At 37.6% G+C, this 19,147-nt stretch carries 18 protein-coding genes; 8 read left to right on the top strand and 10 right to left on the bottom strand.

Annotated elements, in window-relative coordinates; genetic code table 11:
- Positions 1–168 precede the first annotated feature (168 nt).
- From H4J73_RS08405 to folD, 3 genes are all read left to right on the top strand, one after another.
- Positions 169–678 (top strand): YcgN family cysteine cluster protein, encoded by a 510-nt coding sequence (locus tag H4J73_RS08405; protein WP_182181548.1) that lies wholly within the window; start codon positions 169–171, stop codon positions 676–678.
- Positions 679–779: 101 nt separating this feature from the next.
- Entirely contained in the window at positions 780–1,028 is a 249-nt protein-coding gene (locus H4J73_RS08400) for a hypothetical protein (protein ID WP_182181549.1), read from the top strand.
- Positions 1,029–1,177: 149 nt separating this feature from the next.
- Positions 1,178–2,038: a bifunctional methylenetetrahydrofolate dehydrogenase/methenyltetrahydrofolate cyclohydrolase FolD gene (gene folD, locus H4J73_RS08395; RefSeq protein ID WP_182181550.1), complete on the top strand. Its 861-nt coding sequence runs from the start codon at positions 1,178–1,180 to the stop codon at positions 2,036–2,038.
- Positions 2,039–2,050: 12 nt separating this feature from the next.
- Here folD and H4J73_RS08390 read toward each other — a convergent pair whose 3' ends face one another.
- From H4J73_RS08390 to H4J73_RS08380, 3 genes are all read right to left on the bottom strand, one after another.
- The gene (locus H4J73_RS08390) at positions 2,051–2,503 is read right to left on the bottom strand and encodes a GNAT family N-acetyltransferase (protein ID WP_182181551.1); all 453 of its coding nucleotides are present in this window, start codon (positions 2,501–2,503) and stop codon (positions 2,051–2,053) included.
- Between the two features lie 74 nt (positions 2,504–2,577).
- Complete coding sequence (gene ilvN, locus H4J73_RS08385; RefSeq protein WP_182181552.1) at positions 2,578–3,075, bottom strand: acetolactate synthase small subunit; 498 nt, start codon at positions 3,073–3,075, stop codon at positions 2,578–2,580.
- Positions 3,075–4,799, bottom strand: coding sequence for an acetolactate synthase 3 large subunit (locus tag H4J73_RS08380; protein WP_182223199.1), 1,725 nt, complete (start codon positions 4,797–4,799; stop codon positions 3,075–3,077). The genes ilvN and H4J73_RS08380 overlap by 1 nt, the downstream gene beginning before the upstream one ends.
- Before the next feature lie 627 nt (positions 4,800–5,426).
- Here H4J73_RS08380 and H4J73_RS08375 point away from each other — a divergent pair.
- Positions 5,427–6,977, top strand: coding sequence for an HD domain-containing phosphohydrolase (locus H4J73_RS08375; RefSeq protein WP_182181554.1), 1,551 nt, complete (start codon positions 5,427–5,429; stop codon positions 6,975–6,977).
- Positions 6,978–7,057: 80 nt separating this feature from the next.
- Here the strand turns inward: H4J73_RS08375 and yfbR are convergent, their stop codons facing one another.
- On the bottom strand, positions 7,058–7,651 hold the full coding sequence (yfbR, locus tag H4J73_RS08370; protein ID WP_182181555.1) for a 5'-deoxynucleotidase: 594 nt from the start codon (positions 7,649–7,651) through the stop codon (positions 7,058–7,060).
- Between the two features lie 25 nt (positions 7,652–7,676).
- Positions 7,677–8,891 (bottom strand): pyridoxal phosphate-dependent aminotransferase, encoded by a 1,215-nt coding sequence (locus H4J73_RS08365; protein ID WP_182223200.1) that lies wholly within the window; start codon positions 8,889–8,891, stop codon positions 7,677–7,679.
- A 166-nt stretch (positions 8,892–9,057) separates the two neighbouring features.
- Here H4J73_RS08365 and H4J73_RS08360 point away from each other — a divergent pair, with 166 nt between their 5' ends.
- The 3 genes from H4J73_RS08360 (at position 9,058) to H4J73_RS08350 (ending at position 11,071) form a co-directional block, all read left to right on the top strand.
- Positions 9,058–9,216 carry a hypothetical protein gene (locus H4J73_RS08360; RefSeq protein WP_182181557.1) on the top strand — a complete coding sequence of 53 codons (159 nt, stop codon included), beginning with the start codon at positions 9,058–9,060 and terminating at the stop codon, positions 9,214–9,216.
- 118 nt (positions 9,217–9,334) lie between these two features.
- Complete coding sequence (locus H4J73_RS08355) at positions 9,335–9,484, top strand: hypothetical protein (protein ID WP_182181558.1); 150 nt, start codon at positions 9,335–9,337, stop codon at positions 9,482–9,484.
- A 324-nt stretch (positions 9,485–9,808) separates the two neighbouring features.
- Positions 9,809–11,071 carry a hypothetical protein gene (locus H4J73_RS08350; protein WP_182181559.1) on the top strand — a complete coding sequence of 421 codons (1,263 nt, stop codon included), beginning with the start codon at positions 9,809–9,811 and terminating at the stop codon, positions 11,069–11,071.
- 120 nt (positions 11,072–11,191) lie between these two features.
- Here the strand turns inward: H4J73_RS08350 and H4J73_RS08345 are convergent, their stop codons facing one another.
- The 5 genes from H4J73_RS08345 to H4J73_RS08325 form a co-directional block, all read right to left on the bottom strand.
- Positions 11,192–12,889 (bottom strand): proline--tRNA ligase, encoded by a 1,698-nt coding sequence (locus H4J73_RS08345; RefSeq protein WP_182181560.1) that lies wholly within the window; start codon positions 12,887–12,889, stop codon positions 11,192–11,194.
- Positions 12,890–13,212: 323 nt separating this feature from the next.
- Positions 13,213–13,584 (bottom strand): RNA-binding S4 domain-containing protein, encoded by a 372-nt coding sequence (locus H4J73_RS08340; protein ID WP_182181561.1) that lies wholly within the window; start codon positions 13,582–13,584, stop codon positions 13,213–13,215.
- A gap of 205 nt (positions 13,585–13,789) precedes the next feature.
- A complete protein-coding gene (locus tag H4J73_RS08335; protein WP_310649665.1) occupies positions 13,790–14,881 on the bottom strand; it encodes a lipocalin-like domain-containing protein in 1,092 nt (363 codons plus the stop codon).
- A 4-nt stretch (positions 14,882–14,885) separates the two neighbouring features.
- Complete coding sequence (locus H4J73_RS08330; protein ID WP_259367931.1) at positions 14,886–17,213, bottom strand: ABC transporter permease; 2,328 nt, start codon at positions 17,211–17,213, stop codon at positions 14,886–14,888.
- Between the two features lie 58 nt (positions 17,214–17,271).
- Positions 17,272–17,925 (bottom strand): ABC transporter ATP-binding protein, encoded by a 654-nt coding sequence (locus H4J73_RS08325; RefSeq protein WP_182181562.1) that lies wholly within the window; start codon positions 17,923–17,925, stop codon positions 17,272–17,274.
- A gap of 348 nt (positions 17,926–18,273) precedes the next feature.
- Between H4J73_RS08325 and H4J73_RS08320 the strand changes: the two genes are divergently transcribed.
- Positions 18,274–19,137: a S9 family peptidase gene (locus H4J73_RS08320; protein WP_182181563.1), complete on the top strand. Its 864-nt coding sequence runs from the start codon at positions 18,274–18,276 to the stop codon at positions 19,135–19,137.
- The last annotated feature ends 10 nt before the right edge of the window (positions 19,138–19,147 follow it).

Raw genomic sequence — 19,147 nt, 5'->3', positions numbered from 1 at the left:
CTTGATTGATCCCGACACGGATGTTGGTAAATAGAGCAATGCAGGAGTAACTTGCCGAGCAATAGCTGGCTATTGGGATTGAAAGTAACGAAGTTCTTGGGTATTTAGACCCCTATGAAAATGTTAACTTAATTCGTACCATTGGTATAAGTAAAAGAGAAAATATTTATGAGCGAACAAGCTCCTTTTTGGCAAACCAAAAAATTAGAAGAAATGAGTCGACCTGAGTGGGAATCTCTTTGCGATGGTTGTGCTAAATGCTGTCTAAACAAATTTATTGACGACGATGAAACAACGCAGGATACAGAGTTATTACCTACAACTTATATCAACGAAGGTGAGCAGATTCATTACACGAATATTGCTTGCCATTTATTGAATGAGAAAAGTTGTCAATGTTCAAAGTATGAACAACGCACGACATTAGTACCCGATTGTGTGCGTTTAACACAAGAAAACTTAGACGGTGTTTTTTTTATGCCGCCCAGTTGTACTTACCGTCGTTTAAAAGAAGGTCGAGGAATGCCTTCTTGGCATCCATTACTTAATAACGGTAAAAAGTCCGCAATGCATAAAGCGGGTATGTCGGTGCGAGGAAAAATCGTTAAAGATGATGATGTAGCAATAGAATATTTTGAAGATTATATTGTCTCATGGCCCCTAAATGATATTGATTAAGTTAATTCTTTTTCCTCTTATTTAAAGACGCCAAGTAATTTTGGCGCTCTTGTTACTTCTCTTTACCTGAAATCTAGTCTCTTTGTAATGCAAAAAAAGATGTGCTAACACCGGGCTTTTTATGGAATAAATATTCTGATGTACGGGTAAAAAACTGTAAATGTCAGTTAGACAAAGCGGATCATTTAAGTCAATACTTTGATCGTGAAACAGATGAAGTGATGGCTAGATTTGCCAAGCAGGCTTATGCTGATTTTATTGATCATGGCGATATAAAACGTTTAATCACACAATTAGAGCAACAACGAGAAAAAGTATTTAATGGCGCTGAAATCAATACAGTCTTTTAATTTTATTTAAAATAGATAATCAATTAAAATCTTTTGCTTAATTTAAAAAAATTCAATAGCATACCTTCAATAAATATTCACACCTTGTAAAAATACGAAAGTAGTGAATAGCCAATAATTCTTCTCATTCTCAGTAAAGTGAAATATACATGATCATTGACGGTAAGCAGGCAGCGGCTGATTTACGAAAAATATTAGCTATTGAAGTTGCAGAACTAAAAAAAGATAAGGGTATTGTACCTGGCTTAACGGTTGTGCTTGTTGGAGAGGATCCGGCAAGCGAAGTTTATGTCCGTAATAAAGTAAAGCAAACACGTGAAGTAGGTATGATTTCGAATGAAATTAAGTTACCTAGCGAGACAACACAATCACAATTATTAGAGCAACTGCAAGTGTTAAATAATGATGATGCGGTGCACGGAATATTAGTACAATTACCTTTACCTAAACATATTGACGAGAGTGTCATCATTGCCGCTATTACGCCTCATAAGGATGTTGATGGTTTTCATGCGATGAACGGTGGTCGTTTGTTAAATGGCGAGCAAGGTGGATTAGTTCCTTGCACACCGCAAGGCTGTATCATGCTAGCTAAAAAGCATTTAGGCGCAGATTTATCAGGGTTACATGCGGTGGTTATTGGCCGCTCGAATATTGTTGGTAAACCCGTCGCTTTATTACTCCTTCAAGAAAATTGTACTGTGACCATCGCCCATTCTCGAACTCAAAATTTAGCTGGTATTTGTCAGCAAGCTGATATTTTAATTGCTGCGGTAGGCCGCCCTAACTTTGTTCAAGCGAACTGGATAAAGCCAGGTGCAACAGTTATTGATGTGGGTATTAACCCTATCGAAGACGAAAAGGGGAAAAGTAAGCTTGTTGGTGATGTTGACTTTACGAGTGTTGAGCCTGTATGTGGTGCAATTACGCCTGTTCCAGGTGGCGTTGGACCGATGACAATTGCTTGTTTATTGAAAAACACCGTTGAAGCGGCAAGACTTAACGGTTAACTTAACTTCATATCATTGCTCGTTTTTGTGGGGTAGCAGCTTACGTTGAAAAACCAATAATGTGCTGTTGGTTTTTTTTATCCCTAAATATCGTTTTAATAATCGCTGCTCTAACTGACTCGGCGCTATTTGGTCAAAGCCATTTAGATGATAAAAGTAGCAAAGGGCTTCATCAGCAAAACAAAAAATATTCTGGCAATAATGTTGCAGTAGGACATGTTGGATAAGTTGTGTGGCTAATTTTTTCTGTCGGTGTGCTTGTTTTATTACTAAGGCATGTAAAAATAATTGTGGGTTATTTTTAACTATAGCCGAAACGATAACCGCACCAATAATTTCTGATGAAGACTTTATCAAATAAGTGTGATCAAAGCCGAGTAACCCTGCGCTATAGTGTTGTTGTTTATAAAAGCGCATCAATGATTTTTTATCACTTTTAGTGGCCGTAATAATAGTTATGTGCATAAGTGCTACTTATAACTCTTTTTATTATTATAAAATGAAAAACCAAGCATTTGCTTGGTTTTTTCTTTAATTTTTTATAGTCTAAGGGCTTTTTCACCACGTGCAATCCCGACACACCCTGAACGGACTGATTCAATGATTTCAGTTTCATTGGCGAGCGTATTGACAAAGGCATTAAGTTTTTCAGCATCACCCGTTAACTCTATGGTATAAACTTGCTTGCCAATATCAACAATAGAGCCCCTGAAAATGTCGGTTATACGCTTAACTTCAGTGCGCGACTTATCATTCATTGCCAAAACCTTGATCAGCAGCAGTTCACGTTCAACATGGCTACGTTCAGTTAAGTCGGTAATTTTAATAACGTCAATAAGCTTATTCACTTGTTTGACGATTTGTTCGAGTACTTTATCATCACCTCTTGTTGCTATAGTGATACGCGATAAACTTTGATCCTCAGTAGGGGCAACCGTTAAACTTTCAATATTGAATGCTCGTTGTGAAAATAAGCCAACAATACGTGATAAAGAACCGGGTTCGTTTTCTAATAGAACAGCTAAAATTCTGCGCATTATGCTTTCACTCCTTTTTTTATCCACATATCATCAATAGCGCCCAATCGTATCTGCATTGGGTAAACGTGTTCTTTTTCGTCAACTAATACATCGACAAAAACTAAGCGGTTTTTAATCGTAAATGCCTCGTTAAGTTTGTCCTCTAATTCATCTAAATGGTTTATTTGCATGCCCACATGCCCATAAGATTCAGCAAGTTTTACAAAGTCAGGAAGAGATTCCATATACGACGAAGAATGGCGACCTCCATAAACCATATCTTGCCACTGGCGAACCATACCTAAAGAACGATTGTTTAATGAAATAATAACCACGGGTAAGTTGTACTGTAAACAAGTTGAAAGCTCTTGAATATTCATTTGAATGGAGCCATCACCTGTTATGCAAATAACATGACTTTCAGGAAAAGCTAATTTAACGCCCATAGCTGCCGGTAAACCAAAGCCCATAGTGCCTAAACCACCGGAGTTTATCCATTGGCGAGGTTTAGCAAATGGGTAATATTGGGCAGCAAACATCTGATGTTGACCAACATCAGAGCAAACATAGGCCTCGCCTTGGGTAATCTTATACATGGCTTCAATAACCCGCTGTGGTTTTATTTGATCGCCCTCTTGTACATAACTTACGCGGTTAATTTCACGCCACTGATTAACCTCCTGCCACCAGTTGGCTCTTTCTTCTTTGTTGGGCTTAAAGTCTGTTGCGGTTAACTCATCTAATAATTGTTGTAATACTACATCAAGCAGCCCAACAACTGGAATATGAGCGTTTATCGTTTTTGAAATAGAGGTTGGGTCAATGTCTACATGAATAATCTTTGCATCAGGGCAAAATTTCTTCACGTTATTTGTCACACGGTCATCAAATCGAGCGCCAAGGGCAAGGATGAGATCAGCATTTGCCATCGTTTTATTCGCTTCAACAGATCCGTGCATTCCTAACATGCCAATGTAGTTTTTATGCGTCCCTGAAATCCCACCTAAACCCATTAAGGTATTCGTGATAGGAGCATCTAACTTCTCAACAAGCTCTGTTAACAACTCTGATGCATTAGCGATAATAATACCACCGCCTGCATAGACAACTAACTTCTTAGCTTCATAGATAGCTTTTACCGCTTTTTTAATTTGTTTATGGTGACCTTTAATACTAGGATTGTACGATCGCATTTTCACATCAGTCTCAATATGAAATTCACCCATACTCGTAGGCATTAATAAGTCTTTAGGTAGCTCAATGACCACAGGTCCAGGTCTTCCTGTACTCGCAATATAAAAAGCTTTAGCAATAATATTAGGGATTTCTTCTACGACTCTGCAGTTGAAGCTATGTTTAACGATTGGGCGAGAACAGCCAACAATATCGGTTTCTTGAAAAGCATCATCACCAATAAGTGTTGAAGGAACTTGCCCTGAAAGTACGACCATTGGAATTGAATCCATGTAAGCGGTGGCAATTCCTGTTATACAGTTTGTAGCTCCCGGCCCCGATGTTGCTAACACTACACCCACTTCGCCAGTGGCTCGAGCGAAGCCATCAGCCATATGCGTTGCGGCTTGTTCATGACGTACAAGAATATGCTCAACTTCAGTTTGTTGAAATAATGCATCATAAATATCTAATACGGTACCTCCTGGGTAGCCAAAAATATACTTCACATCTAGTGCAGCTAATGCCTTTACCACCATCTGTGCTCCAGTGAATTGTTTCTTTGTCATGAGCTTGCCTTTTATAAAGTAGAATTAAAGTAAAGTTACAAGAATAAAAAAACCCCCGGTCTTATACAGAGCGAGGGTTTATTGTATTTGTTATTGACTAACTTTTCTTACACACAACACCAACGCCATAATGGCTTAATCACCAAGACGACAGAGAGGAGGACATTGAGTGCAATCATGAAATTCATTTGAATTAAATCCGAAAAGAAGTTTATTTATGCTTACATTAATAAAATATTTTGCTAGAGGTGTCAATAAAAAATCACAATAAAGTTTAATAATCTGATAATATTTTAATTTAATTTTGATTGTTTTAGTATAAGCAACGTTCGTTATCGCAATGTTATCGTTGGGTGCAGTAGTTAATAGGTTAATTAAAGGTTAATTTTTTGATGTTAAAATGTTTTTTTACATAAATAATGGTAGACACTGTTATTCAAGTCATTGTAAAGTTTATGTAATGAGAACCCATCACTTGGTTTTAGAATAAAACAATCCGTTTGAATTTATTATTTGTTTTTCAAAAACTTTAATTTTTACATTGATTAATTATATATATGAATAGTAAGAAGTTTTCTATATATCTATTAAATTTATGATTAATCATACACACTATATGAATTAAAAATGTCAAATTTTCTCTTTAAAGAAGAAGCCACAAACGACTCTTTAGCATCTAAACCTAAAAAAAATAAGGCCTGGCGAATACTGGTCATTGATGATGATGAGTCTGTACATCAAGTCACCCGGCTTGTCTTAGCGGAAGCTTATATAGAGCATCGAAATTTAGACATTGTTTCAGCTTATTCCTCTAAAGAAGCAAAAGAGATCTTAATCAAAGACGATACCTTTTGTATGGCTTTTGTTGATGTCGTTATGGAAACAGATCATGCGGGTTTGGAGCTTGTTGAATGGATCCGTAATACTTTAAAAAACCAAGCAATACGTCTTATCTTAAGAACAGGCCAGGCGGGCACCGCACCAGAAGCTAAAGTGATTAAAGAATTTGATATTAATGATTATAAAGAAAAGACTGATTTTACCGCAGGTAAAATGACAACTACGGTCTATGCAAGTATTCGGGCATACCGCGATATAATGACCATTCAGCGCAGTTTAGATGCATTTAAACAGTTGATAAAAGCAACCCACGACCTTTTGAAAATCAAACAATTTAAACCTTTTGGTTCTGCAGCATTAAAGCACTTACTGGCATTAATGGATGTTGATAGTTCGGCACTTTATATTGCGCGAAGCCAATTAGAGTTTGATGAAACTAGTTCAAATCTTATTATTGCTTGCACAGGAAAATATGTCAGTGAGTCAGACAGTCTTGAGGCTTCTGATATATCCAGTGACGTTAAAAACTTGATAAAAAAAGCGTTTGATAATAAAAGCCATTATTCAACAGACGAATTATTTGTCGGTTATTATGAAACAACAGGTAATTCAACATCAGTACTTTACATCGAATTTGAAGATGACTCTGAACACTTTAAAGCTAACCTAGCCGAACTTTTTGCGACAAATGTCGCGCTTATCCTTGATAGTTTATCTAAACAGCACGAAATAGAAAAGACACAAAAAGAACTATTGTATATTGTGGGTGAGGCGATTGAAGCGCGAAGTAAAGAAACAGGATCTCACGTGCATCGTGTTGCACTTATCTGTGAATTGTTAGCGGAAAAATTAGGATTAAGTGAAGCTTTTATAAATGCTATTCGCTTAGCTGCGCCATTACATGATATTGGAAAAGTGATTGTTCCCGTTAACTTACTTCACAAACCAGGAAAGCTTGATGATGACGAATGGGAAATAATGAAGACGCATGCTAAGGCAGGCTTTCAATTATTGTCAAAATCTCAAACCAGTGTTTCAAAGTTAGGAGCAAGGCTGGCGCATTACCACCATGAGAACTGGGATGGTAGCGGTTATCCTGATGGCTTAAGTGGTGAAGAAATACCACTTGAAGCACGAATTATGGCCATTGCAGACGTTTTTGATGTCCTAGGTTCTAATCGTTGTTATAAAGAAAAATGGTCTGATACCGAGATAAAAACGTTCTTAATTGAACAGCGCGGTAAAAAGTTTCAAGCGAAAATGATTGACACTTTCATCGAACATTATGATGAGTTTTGCCAAATCAGAGTGCTGAATCCCGATCATGGGGCACTTTAAGCCCTTATTATCATTGGAAGCTATTATTCTTTGGGAAAATAAGTAGAACATTTTAGTGATGTTCTACTTGATAATTAAACTTAGTTTTGACTTATTTTATCAACGGTTGCAGAACAAGCCTGTAAAAACATTTCCATGAAGTATTCAACTTCTGGCATTTCTTTTTTTAGTCCGTCTAATTTTATTTCTAATCGCTCTTTGACATGAGAAAACTCAGGGTTGTGGTGATTGAGCTCATCAAGGGCTTTAATATAAGCGACTAAAATGTCCGCCGCTTTTACTATTGCTTTATAATGTATTTCAACGTTATCTTGCACAATAATATCTGAAAAAAGCTCTTGGAATTCTTCTGGTAAAGACGCTAAACATTCTTTTTCTGCTAAATACTCTATCTTTTTGAATTCTCTTGCAATTTCCTTATTCGCATATTTAGTTGGGCTAACAATATCGCCATATCGAGTCTCACTTGCCTCATGATATAAAGCAATAGTTGCTACACGGTCTGCATTGATGTTTCCGCCAAATTTTTTATTTTTAATGACAGCTAACAAATGAGCGACAATAGCCACTTGATGTGAGTGTTCAGCAACGTTTTCAGGTTTTACACAAAACATTAATGCCCAACGCTTGATTAATGGCATTCTGAACATCCAAGCTAAGAAAGTACTTTGCATTGTTTTTCCCTAATATAAGTGTGGTTTACTGGCGGTATGTACTAAAAAAATGGCTAAGTTTAGCCATCGCAGGCACTAATTCATCAACATGGGGTAGGAAAACTAAACGGAAATAATTTTTTTCAGTAATATTAAACGCCCTGCCATGTACTAACAGAATCTTCTCCTGTCTGAGTAAATCTAAAATCATTCTTTCATCATCAACAATATTGAATTTTTCTTGATCAACTTTAACAAATAAATATAACGCACCCATTGCTGGGTTACAGGATAAACCATCAATTTCATTGATCATTTTATGTGCTAGGTTTCGTTGCTTTATTAAGCGGCCACCGTCTTTTATTAATTCATTAATACTTTGATAACCACCAAGCGCTGTTTGAATAGCATGTTGGCAAGGTACGTTGGCGCATAAACGCATTGAAGCAAGGATGTTCAAACCTTCTAGGTAATCTTGGGCATGATATTTAGGGCCACTAATGACCATCCACCCGGCGCGAAAACCAGCAATACGGTAATTCTTCGATAAGCCACCCATAGTGATAATTAAGACATCTTGCGCCAAACTCGCGGTAGGAATATGTGTTGCTTGATCATACAAAATTTTATCATAAATTTCGTCACTAAAAATAATCAAATCGTGCTTACGTGCTAGCTCAATAATGCCATTCAATAGTGCTTCACTGTATACAGCGCCGGTTGGGTTGTTTGGGTTGATCAGGACAATGGCTTTGGTTTTATCGGTAATTTTATTTGCTATGTCGACTAAATCAGGAAACCATTGGTTTTCTTCATCACAGCGATAATGGATAGCCTTACCACCTGAAAGTGCCACAGATGCTGTCCATAATGGGTAATCAGGTGCAGGTATTAAAACTTCATCGTCATTATTTAACAATGCTTGCATCGCCATAACAATTAATTCGCTCACGCCATTACCAATAAAAATATCTTCAACGTTAACATCTAGAATACCTTGCTGCTGAAAATACTGCATAACAGCCACACGTGCAGAATAGATACCTTTAGACTCACAATATCCTTGTGCAGTAGGGAGGTTGCGAATAACATCTTTTAAAATATCATCAGGTGCCGCAAAACCAAATGGGGCAGGGTTACCAATGTTGAGTTTTAATATTTTATGACCCTCGTCTTCTAATCGTCTGGCTTCTGCAGCGATTTGCCCTCTAATTTCATAACAAACATTATTCAACTTTGATGATTTTTTGATGTTTTTCATTACAGGCTTCTCATAGAATGTTTTCAAATAGTAGTCGACGGTGTACCCTCATTGTTACTAATAACTAGCGGTTTTGAAACAGTTACTTGCAAGTTTTTTATAGCATTAATGAAATAAAAGCGTCATCTTGTTATTAATCGAGTGAAATTTAAGCAAGAGGTGGTGTATGCCAATACCTTTATTACGGTTAGGCGCGGCAGCGGTATCTGCATTTGCGGTTAAAGAGTTAGCGCACGACCGTAAAAAGAAACAAATACAACGCTATTATTCTCAACATGCGCAAAGTCTGCAAATGCTTAAGCAGCATGAGTCACCTATTGTTTAGTATCCATCTGACTTTTTTAGTACAACAGAAAAAGTGAAGCCAGAAATCGGCGCAATTTTTTGTTGTGGCGTTGGCGGTATACTCGATCATACGCCTCTTTGGGTGGGCGATAATACGATTGTTGAACTTGATGGTAATGGTTTTATTAAAGCTTATTTCTGTGCAACGCTTTACTAAAGAGCGTTCAGGTAAATATATTTTTATTGCCTGTGACTCAAAAGCTAAACCTATTGCCAGTGAACTGGCCGCGCAACGAGCTCAGCAATAAATCTTTCAAAACCGAGATTATCATTTAATAGAAAATAACTGTCACCAATTTATTTGGCAATGTTTTAAACTCCATAATGATCCATTAACAACCTTTAAAGCGCTGAATGTTCGATTAGCAAAATTATTTAACCGAAAAGTGTATTGGGACCTTTGTGATGTTTCATCACCTAATCATCTAAATTAGTGTAATTTAACGCTATACTTTTATCGGTAAGGCAATCAGAATATGACCCAATAATATTGGGTTAATTAAGGTTTACTTTTGAAGGTTTGGTTAAAAAGAATTTTATGCTTGTTCGTCTTATTGTTTTGCGTCGTTATTATGGTTATTTTTATAGCATTGCAATCATCTCCAAACTTGCAACGTATACATCAAATTGATGCTAATTTTGCAGCTGAAAATCAACGTATAGCACAACGCTTAATAAAGTCATTAAAAAGTGATCAACAACCGATACGTTTGCAGGCCACTCAAGCTGAACTTCATGGACTGAGTGCTTTTGGCCATAGGGCAATTCCTCAACTAACTTCTGATGTTATTCTGTTTCAAGACAGCGCCCTGATTAGTTTTTCTTTGGCGTTACCGTTTCCTAAAATTATTAGGTACCTAAATGTTGAGCTGATGCTTGTTTCTTCAAAAGAGGGTATTGATTTAGGCACCGTTTATGTTGGAGGTCTCCCTCTACCAGGGAATGGGTTAGTTAAATTGGCTGAATGGCTAACTAATTCATATGTTAAAAAAGACTTTGGCACGGCCTTATTAAGCATGATTAAAAGTGTTGATATTACTTCAAATCGAATATCTATGGAGATTGTACTTTCTGAAAAATTGAAAGATAAACCATTAAGTCATAAAGATAGTCTCTTTGCGTTACGCGATAAACTTGCTTTATATGGTGATGTTGAAGTCATTCGCTTTTATCACCAAAGCCTCGTTGATACGATAGAGCAGTCAGGCACGATGAAACTTTCGTTGGCAGAATATATTGGTTTTACTTTTGGTTTAGTAAAACAACGTAATTTAGCGAGAATAACGAATTCGCCTGCCAAGGAAAACCGAGCGGCTTTAATGGCCTTAGTCGTTTATTTTGGCACAGATAAGTTTGAGTTACTTGTTGGCGATATCTCTAAATTGTCCACTAAGCAATTACAACAACGAACTAAACGTCGCTCGAGGGTGATGTTACGCGAACGAGTCGATATTCAAAAACACTTTATTTACTCTGTTGCTTTACAGTTATTTGGAACAAGTACCGCAAGTAATGCTATTGGTGAATTAAAAGAATTTTTAGATTCAAACAGTGGCGGAAGTGGTTTTAGTTTTGCCGACTTGATGGCTGACCGAGCAGGGACTCGTTTGGCAATGCTTGCGACAGACTCTGATGAAAGCGCATTAAAAGTGCAAGAGCACTTAGCTGATATCATTGAGGAAGATTTACTATTACCTGAATTGACCGGATTACCAGAAGGTATTTCTCAGCAAAAATTTGAACAGTATTATTACGACATCAATTCGTTAGTTTATCAAACTATGCTGAGCAATATCGATGAGCGTTTACGTAAAATAGCCGTTTATCGAGATTAACAGTACTTATTTCAGGCAATAAAAACGCGACGTAAGGTCGCGTTTTTATGTTCAAGATAGGCACTCTGTCTTTCAACACATGAATGCACTTTTGCACATTTATGAAAGGGGTTATGATTTTTAGCTAAATAAAGACATTACATCACTGATTGCCATTAACGACTTCTCACCGGTAATACGGTTTTTCACTTCAATGTTTTGTTCATCAAGATTACGTTCGCCGACAATTAATAATATTGGTGTACCAATTAATTCATGGTCGGCAAACATGACTCCAGGACGCTCTTTACGGTCGTCAAATATAACTTCAATGCCCGCTTGTTGTAACTGTTCGTATAAGGCTTCAGCCGTTTCTTTCACACGGGCAGACTTTGCCATGTTCATTGGCACAATTGCGACTTGGAATGGCGCAATAGCCGAAGGCCATTTAATCCCGTATTGATCATGGTTTTGTTCAATAGCTGCTGCAACAATACGTGATACACCAATGCCGTAACAACCCATAGTTAACGTTTGATTCTTACCATTCTCCGTTAAAACACCACAGTTCATGGCTTGGGCATATTTATCACCTAACTGGAAAATATGACCAACTTCAATACCGCGCTTAATAACGATATTTCCACTACCACATGGGCTAGGATCGCCTTCAACTACATTACGGATATCCTGAATATTGATTTCACCACAATCTCGTTGCCAGTTAACCCCAGTATAAGATTGACCATTTACGTTAGCGCCACAGACAAAGTTGCTTAGATGAGCGGCACTATGATCGACAATAACGTCAACAGTTAAGCCTTTAGGCCCTAGTGAGGTGATATGGCAATTAGCAACGGCAGACACTTGTTCATCAGTTGCAAATGTTAAAGGTGAGGCTACACCTGCTAAGTTTTCAACTTTAACTTCATTTAGCTGATGATCTCCACGCAGTACTAGTGCAATAATTTTTTCTGGCTCACCTTCAATAGTAGAACCCAGCACTAATAGCGTTTTAACGGTCGTTTTTAAATCTATGTCTGAGGTTTTTATTAAACGTTCAAGTTTTAATTCTACCGTTTTAATTTCTTGCGTTGGCTCTGCTCGTTCACCTTTGGGTGCTAAGGCTTCTGCTTTTTCAACGTTGGCAGCAAAATCGCTGTTGTCACTAAAAGCGATATCATCTTCGCCAGAGTCTGCTAGTACATGAAATTCATGTGACGCTTCGCCACCGATTGAGCCTGTGTCTGCAATAACGGGACGATAATCTAAGCCTAAGCGATCAAATATATGACAATAAGCGTCAAACATTTTTTGATAGGTTTTCTTTAAACATTCTTCACCTAAGTGAAATGAGTAAGCGTCTTTCATCAAAAATTCACGACCGCGCATCACACCGAAACGAGGGCGTATTTCGTCACGGAATTTATTTTGAATTTGAAAAACGTTAAGCGGTAATTGCTTATAGCTATTTATTTCATTAGCGATGAGTTTCGTGATAACTTCTTCGTGAGTTGGGCCTAAAACAAAAGCACGATTATGACGGTCATTTATACGGAGTAATTCAGGGCCATAATCGTTTAAACGACCAGATTCTTCCCATAAATCTGCAGGTTGAACCATCGGCATTAGCACTTCAATTGCACCCGCTCGTTCCATTTCTTCACGAACGATATTTTCAACTTTTCTTAATACTTTAAGTCCAGTGGGTAACCAAGTATATAAACCTGAAGCAACATTTCGAACAAGTCCAGCACGTAACATTAATTGATGGCTTATAACTTCGGCGCTCGCTGGCGTTTCTTTTAAGGTTGAAAGTAGGTATTGAGTAGTACGCATTGACTAAAGGTTCCGTAAAATATCGAGTAAATAATTGTCGGTTATTCTAGCAGGGCTAGGCGATAGGCAAAAGAAAAATATAGAGTGAGGTGAATAAAAATGAGCGTGATTTTATTCGCCATAATAGCTACGAAGAGGGCGAAATGAGTCTTTGAGTTTTATTTCGGCATTTCCTTATTACCTTTTTCAAAAAATAATGCTGAACATCGATTGATGGGGCACAATGAATAAATTCTGCTTTAGGAAGAGTATCGCGAGGGGATAATCATTCCCCACACCATAAAGGCGAACGTTAAGAAGAGGGTGTTAAACGTCGCTGATTTTTAAAATGAAATTGGTCTTCTTTTCGCTGGTAAAGGAGAGGGGTCAATAGATTGCTCTATTGAATTAACCGATGCTTTAGCTTTGCTCTTCTTAACGGCGTTGTTTTTAACACCAGCAACAGGTTTAGCAGGGCCAGAGGACTTTAGTTTTGGATTATAGGCGACTTCAAAAATTTCGCCATCAAATTCAACCGTATCACCATGGCGAATTTTTTTGCGTTTTTGAAATTCCACTTCATTATTAACGAGCACATAACCTTCACTGATCACAACTTTTGCTTCACCGCCACCGCCAACCATATTGGCAATTTTTAGTAATTTACAAAGCTCGATAGGTTCAATCGAGATATTAATAATAGGGTGTTCAGACATGAAAAGTTAGCCAAATAATAGTAAGTTTAGTAACAATAATTATAACATAAAGAATAGTTACATGGATAAGGCATATATTATTTAATGTCATTTTATTCATGGCGCTTTACATAAACAGTAAAGCGATTAGCACGTTAAATTATACCGACTCATATTGGTTTGTTGCATAAGCTTCACAACGATGGCGGTAATTTAGTCTGCTTAATTAGTCTCCTGTTATTTCTGCATAGCCAATTCCATTAAAGCCACCTGTAGCTTTTATTCGACCTTCCCAATAGGGGATCGTTAATTGATTACGCGAATCTTTGGTAATGCTTTCAATAATAATGGTGGGGCTATTGGTCAATTCAACCTGCCATTTGCTTGGATAATCGTGGTTATTTAATGTCACAGTTTCAATAACCGACAGTGAAATGTCTTTTTTTGAAAGTTGCGTTGCTTCACCATTAGGGGCTATCTGAGTACCGCTACAATAATCATAATTATTATCATTACCTCGAATGCAAAAAAGCATTAGCCCTTGTTTGTCTGATTGAGTACCTGATTGAGCGTCGATGAGACTGAACCAGTCCCAACCCAGTTGATTTTTGTCGAGTAAACTCGCCGACCATTCTCGGTCATACCATGCATTACCAGTAACATTATAGGTTTTTCCCGCAAAAGCTAGGCGGCCTTTAACCTTTAAAAAAGGATAACTAAAGTAATAAGAAGCATGGCCACTTTGTGTTTTTTGACTATAACCTTTGTTACCGTGCAATGTTATTGGGCTGTCGCTTAGAGTTAATCCAATGTCGTAATCTTGATGTGTTGCTACTAACTTGAGTGGCAAAAATTCAGTATTCGTACTGCTTAATTGCCAATCATCAATACGGGCAGAAAATGGCGAGCTAATAACCTTGGCTTGGCTCGCTCGTGAAAATCGTTCAAACGCAACATGATCTTGTTCGTGTTGCATTGCAAAATGGGCAAAATAAAGATTGTTATCCCACCACTTTGATTCAACATGACTTGGCATTAATGTGCGAAATAACGTCCATTGAACTCCAAAAGTTTCGCCCGTGTCACTTTTTAAATTAGCGGTTACATACCACCACTCAATGCCTTGTTCAGCATGAATGCCATGATCAGCGGGAAACTTTAGTGCCGTGCCCGGTATTACCGGTTTACCAATAGCCACTTGCAAGGTAGATGATGTGTTTTTTTGTTCGGTCGGCTGACACGCAGACAGCACAAAAATTAATAGCACAACAACAAAGGGTGTAAGTGATAACCCTTTCAAAATTCGTTTTTCTATCACGCGATCATCCCCCCTTGGCAGCTAAGTTGGTTAATTTTCGAATCGGTAAATACGCACATAAAACAGAGACACCCATTAGCGTTAAACAGGTTACTAATAAACTACTTAAATCTAAACTAAAGTGAATAGTCCAGCCAAAGGCAATTGGCATGACAAATTTCAATAACGCAAAGCCCAATGCAAAACCAAGCGGAATAGCAAATAATGCAGTAAACAACACCACGCCTATTGTTTGTAGTAGTTTCATGAATAATAATTGCTGCTGGGTTACGCCGAGATTACGTAATATGGTTAATTGTTTTAACTGATTAACACTTAAACTTAATAGGCTGGTACACAAACTTAACAATGCAATGGCGAGAATAAAACCATTCAGTGCTTTGGTGACTACAAAAGTATCTTCAAACAAAGCATTAGCTATTTCTTTAAACCTTTTATTAGGTAAAATTTTTGTACTGTCTTGTTGAAATTCGTTGATTAAGCGCTCACTAAAGATAGCAACGGAGGTACTGTTTTTTAGTCGAATTGAATAACCAAAAAAATCTCGATTTAGCCTTGACGTTTTTTGCCGCTCCTCTAATGTAAGTAGCAAAATTCTGGGGTTACCATAATCATAAAAAAATCCCGTTATACGACAAGTATATGTGTTTGAGTTTTGGTCAAACACCGTAATATCATTTAGCGAAAAACCAAATTTAATTTTGCTTTGCTCATTAGCCAAACAGCCTTTGTTTGTGAAATTATCCTCACTAATAGCTAAGCCAGAGGTTAGAGAAATATGTTGATAATGCGCGGATGTTTCACCAAAGCTTGCAAGGTTTGTAGGAATATTATTTACAGAACCATCGCTTTCTATATAAACACTTAACTTCTCAACTTCAGGCAAGTTACTGAGTGTTTGCCTTAAGCTGTTATCGAGTTTATCTGAGCGCAAATATATATCTGCACTCAATTGTTTTTCAAGATGGGCATTTAAGGTATGACTAAAACTTTTCACCATTATTTGCATTCCGATAGCACTACCAAGAGCGACTAAAATTGCAATAATAGCAATATGGAGGTCTTTTATATGATGACGTGTATCGGCATGAAGCCATTGCGTTAATGGATTCGAAATTACGAAAGGTAATGAAACCAAACCAGATAGCGCTTTGGGCACTATTAAAATAAATAACATTAACAGGGCAAAACATAACAGTAATGCTTGGTACTCGTTCGTCGCATAACAGAGTAACCCAGCGACGGCGACTAATGTACTGACCAACAAAGTGTAGAACATCAGTTGACTTTTTTGAGCAACTTGCTTGGCTTGTGCTAGCAATATTACCGCTAAAGCAGAAATATTAAGGGTAAAACCCAATAAAACATTAGACCATTGCCAGTTAATAACAAGGGCTTTATCGAGTTGATATAAGCCAACCAAGGTACTATTAACATCAAGCACTAATGCATTGGCAATTACGTAGCCACCTAATGTCCCTAATAACGCTGTACAAATACTGACAATAATAAGCTCAATAACAAGACTTAGTTGAATGCTTAGTTTAATACAGCCTAATAACTGCATTTGTTCGAGTAATTTTTGTCGTGCGGTCAGTGTCAGTTTTATCGCGTTAAAACTCAAAAATGCGGCAACAATATAACCAAGCATAGCAAGTGCAGTGAGATTAAAAAAAAAGGCTTTAGATAAAACATCAAACGATTGCTGCTCTGCCTCAATCAGTTGTGCTTGCCCCACAATTAGTTGTTCTATTTTTGTTAATTGCTGCTCGGTAACATGTGAGAGTTCAATAAAACTGAGCTGCCCTTTAGCCTCTAATAAATAGTCAGCATTGGCAATATCGGTAATCGCCCAAAGTCCAATATCATCAGCTAATACAATTTCAGGTTGCTGTTGGCCATTTTGCAGTGAAAAACTTACTGGGTTATCTGCTTTTGTCAACAGGCGCTTGGTAAATTGCGAGTCAACTAATAAAGTAGAAAGGGAAAAGCGCTGAGGTGTTTTATCTGCATTTGCATCGCTCTGTTGGTATTGTGTGCGGTTTAACCACAACAAAGTATCCACACCCTGAATGGCAAGTGTTTGCCCATTATTGGTTTTTAATCGACCACGTAAAACAGGTTGTGTATTGATAAAGCCATGTTGTCGTAGAGCAAGCCATAAGTTGCCATCAATATAGTACTTTCCTGTTAATGGTTTAATTAAGTGCGTAACGGGGTTATTGATTAACGCGGACGAATGTTGATAGCGGGTATTAGCCTCTTGATTAAGACCCGATATTGCAGTTAAGAGTGCACTACCTAGACTAAATCCTAAAAAGAATAACGCCATTAACCAAGGATGCCTTCGATAAAACGCTAAATGGGTGGCTAGGATCAGCTTGATTTCATTAATCAAAACGACCGTCTCTCAGCACTTTTACGTGATCAAAATAATCAGTTAATTGGTGGCTGTGCGTCACCATCACTAAATTGATTTTTCGCGCACTACACAATTGGGTAAGTAGCTTAACAACTTGGTGTGAGCGTTTTCTGTCTAAGTTACCGGTGGGTTCATCGGCAAAAATTATCTGAGGCTTATTAAGTAGGGCTCTTGCGATGCCAACTCTTTGTTGTTCGCCACCTGATAACTGGTGAGGTAATGCATTAAGCTTGTCTTGTAGACCTAATTCAGCGACAAGATGGTCAAACTCATTAGCATCTTGTTTTGGAAAGTTTAGTTTGTGTTGAAATAAAATATTTTGTTTGACGGTTAAGCAATCAAGTAATTGGTAATGTTGGAATATTAGTCCAATTTTACGACGATAAAGTGTGAGTTGTTTTTCATCAAGCGAAGATAGCTCTTGATCATTAACGCTAACCGAACCGCTATCAGCTTGCAGTAGTCCTGCTAAAACATGCAACAAAGTAGTTTTACCTGAGCCACTATCACCCAGTAAAGCTAGGTGTTGCCCTGCAGGTACCGATAAATTAAGCTGGTTTAAAATATTTTCTTTGTTTTCGCCATCACTGCGGCTAAAACACAAGTTTTTGACTTCAATCACATTAACTCCTTGTTAGTCTATGCACTCTAGCGTAACAAATCTTGCAAAACTAGAAAAATAGAGCACAAATTTAGTCTTAAAATACAGTTTTATCAGCCACCAGTTGACATCACACCATAACTATAAGCCACATGGCTCGAAAATGACTGTACTTCATAGCTAAAGTTTATATAAACATTTGAGCACTTTAACATTGAACAAGCGAATGGCTACTTACTGCTGCTTGTATAAAAGCTTTTACTGCTTAAAAGTTAGCTTTGCGCTAAAGCTATTACTTATATATAGTTTTATCTATCGTGTGCCACCTTTTGTATTTTATTGTTTGGAGTCTTGTTCATGGAAATTACTATGAGTTATCGGTATATTTTAGTCAGTCTACTGTTGAGTTTTTCTTGTAGCGTTCACGCCAAGCTCGATCTGCCGCAAGGAGAGGTTTACCCGAAGCACTCTGCTGAAATTACCGTGTTATCTCATGGTAAACGTTTACCCGCTATTTATTATGGTGCGCAGGGCAAAGGGCCTCACCCTACCATTATATTATTGCATGGATATCCCGGAAATGAGAAAAACTTGGATGTCGCACAAGGAATGCGTGACGCGGGTTGGAATGTGATATTTTTTCACTATAGAGGGGCTTGGGGAGCCGAGGGGAACTTTTCATTTACAGGTTCGGAGCAAGATGTAACAGCGGTAACCCAATTCTTTCAAATACCCATTAATGCTGAAAAATTCAAAATTAATACGAAGAAAATATCTTATGTTGGGCACAGCATGGGCGGACACATGGCTGTTTCAGGTTTGTTTGATAACCCTGAAGTGACCTGTGGTGTTGTTTACGACGGAGCCAATATTGGCGTGACATTCAAAAGCGATGATGTAAAAACTCAGAATTTCTGGACTTCGTATGCTGATTCCTTGTTTATGCTGCGTGGCTGGTCTGGTGAAGTATTCTCTAGAGAGTTAGCAGAGAAGGGAGAGCAATTAAACTTAATATCTAGAGCCGATGAAATTGGCGTTCGTCCCATCTTATTTATTCCCGCAGACAGTGACGTTATTCCTATTACCGAAATAAATACGCTGGCTAACGCAATGCGCAAAGTGAAAGATAATAATGTAAATTATACCTTAATCAAAGATGACCACAGTTTTAATAATAACCGTGTAAAGCTTCTTCAAGTAACAAAAGCGTTTTTAAATGCAAATTGTCGATAATAAAGAAAAA

Source organism: Colwellia sp. MB3u-41, assembly GCF_014076845.1.
Taxonomy (GTDB): domain Bacteria; phylum Pseudomonadota; class Gammaproteobacteria; order Enterobacterales; family Alteromonadaceae; genus Colwellia_A.
The sequence above is the reverse complement of the archived record's forward strand: the minus strand, read 5'-3'. Positions and strand labels throughout refer to the sequence as shown.

Excerpts from the sequence above, each read along its gene's own strand:
- H4J73_RS08405 (WP_182181548.1), top strand. The coding sequence starts at position 169 with ATGAGCGAACAAGCTCCTTTTTGGCAAACCAAAAAATTAGAAGAAATG.
- H4J73_RS08320 (WP_182181563.1), top strand. The coding sequence starts at position 18,274 with ATGAGTTATCGGTATATTTTAGTCAGTCTACTGTTGAGTTTTTCTTGT.
- yfbR (WP_182181555.1), bottom strand. The coding sequence starts at position 7,651 with ATGCAAAGTACTTTCTTAGCTTGGATGTTCAGAATGCCATTAATCAAG.
- H4J73_RS08360 (WP_182181557.1), top strand. The coding sequence starts at position 9,058 with ATGCCAATACCTTTATTACGGTTAGGCGCGGCAGCGGTATCTGCATTT.
- folD (WP_182181550.1), top strand. The coding sequence starts at position 1,178 with ATGATCATTGACGGTAAGCAGGCAGCGGCTGATTTACGAAAAATATTA.
- H4J73_RS08390 (WP_182181551.1), bottom strand. The coding sequence starts at position 2,503 with ATGCACATAACTATTATTACGGCCACTAAAAGTGATAAAAAATCATTG.
- H4J73_RS08375 (WP_182181554.1), top strand. The coding sequence starts at position 5,427 with ATGTCAAATTTTCTCTTTAAAGAAGAAGCCACAAACGACTCTTTAGCA.
- H4J73_RS08345 (WP_182181560.1), bottom strand. The coding sequence starts at position 12,889 with ATGCGTACTACTCAATACCTACTTTCAACCTTAAAAGAAACGCCAGCG.
- H4J73_RS08350 (WP_182181559.1), top strand. The coding sequence starts at position 9,809 with ATGGTTATTTTTATAGCATTGCAATCATCTCCAAACTTGCAACGTATA.
- H4J73_RS08340 (WP_182181561.1), bottom strand. The coding sequence starts at position 13,584 with ATGTCTGAACACCCTATTATTAATATCTCGATTGAACCTATCGAGCTT.
- H4J73_RS08330 (WP_259367931.1), bottom strand. The coding sequence starts at position 17,213 with ATGGCGTTATTCTTTTTAGGATTTAGTCTAGGTAGTGCACTCTTAACT.
- H4J73_RS08365 (WP_182223200.1), bottom strand. The coding sequence starts at position 8,891 with ATGAAAAACATCAAAAAATCATCAAAGTTGAATAATGTTTGTTATGAA.
- H4J73_RS08380 (WP_182223199.1), bottom strand. The coding sequence starts at position 4,799 with ATGACAAAGAAACAATTCACTGGAGCACAGATGGTGGTAAAGGCATTA.
- ilvN (WP_182181552.1), bottom strand. The coding sequence starts at position 3,075 with ATGCGCAGAATTTTAGCTGTTCTATTAGAAAACGAACCCGGTTCTTTA.